This window comes from Planotetraspora mira, from assembly GCF_016863275.1.
GTDB lineage: Bacteria > Actinomycetota > Actinomycetes > Streptosporangiales > Streptosporangiaceae > Planotetraspora > Planotetraspora mira.
On record NZ_BOOO01000088.1, the window covers coordinates 1 to 798 of the forward strand.

The window sequence follows — 798 nt, forward strand, 5'->3', positions numbered from 1 at the left end:
CGGGGATCAGTGGTAGCCGGATGACGAATCGGGCGCCTCGGGGGGAGTCTTCGATTTCGATGGTTCCGTGGTGGGCGGTGATGACGGCGCGGCTGATGGCGAGGCCGAGTCCGCTTCCGCCGGGGTCGCGGCGGCGTCCGTCTTCGAGGCGGATGAAGGGTTCGAAGACGCGTTCGCGGTCGTGGGGGGCGATGCCGGGGCCGTCGTCGGTGACGGTGATGACGGCGTGGTCGCTGGTGCGGGTGGTGGTGACTTCGACGCTGGTGTCGGCGTGGCGTTGGGCGTTGACGAGGAGGTTGTTGAGGACGCCGATGAGTTGGATTTTGTTGCCGAGGACGGTGACGCGGCCGGTGGTGTGGGTGCGGACGGGGGTGCCGTGGACGCGGGTGGCGACTTCTTCGGTGATCAGGGCGCCGAGGTCGATGGGTTCGGGTGCGGCGGGGGGTGCGGAGCGGATGCGGGCCAGGACGAGGAGGTCGTCGATGATCGCTTGGAGTCGTTCGGTGGTGGACAGGGCGGTGGTGATGGTTTTCATCGGGTCGACGTCGGTGGGGTAGAGCAGGGCTTCTTCGAGTTGGGTGTGGAGGCCGGCGACGGGTGAGCGGAGTTCGTGGGAGACCACGGAGGCGAACTGGCGTTGTTGTTCGACGGCTGCTTCGAGTCGGGCGAGGGTTTTGTTGGAGGTGCGGGCCAGTTGGGCGATCTCGTCGCATCCGGGGGGTTCGGGGACGCGCATGCTCAGGTCGGACACGGTGATCTCGGCGGTCTTGGCGCGGATCATCGCGACGGGGCGCAGGG

Annotated in this window: 1 protein-coding gene; it reads right to left on the minus strand. The window is 67.9% G+C overall.

What is annotated here, in order from left to right; all coding sequences use genetic code 11:
- Positions 1-798, minus strand: a 798-nt coding sequence (locus Pmi06nite_RS41605) for a HAMP domain-containing sensor histidine kinase (protein ID WP_203958773.1), incomplete at both ends; no start/stop codon positions are given.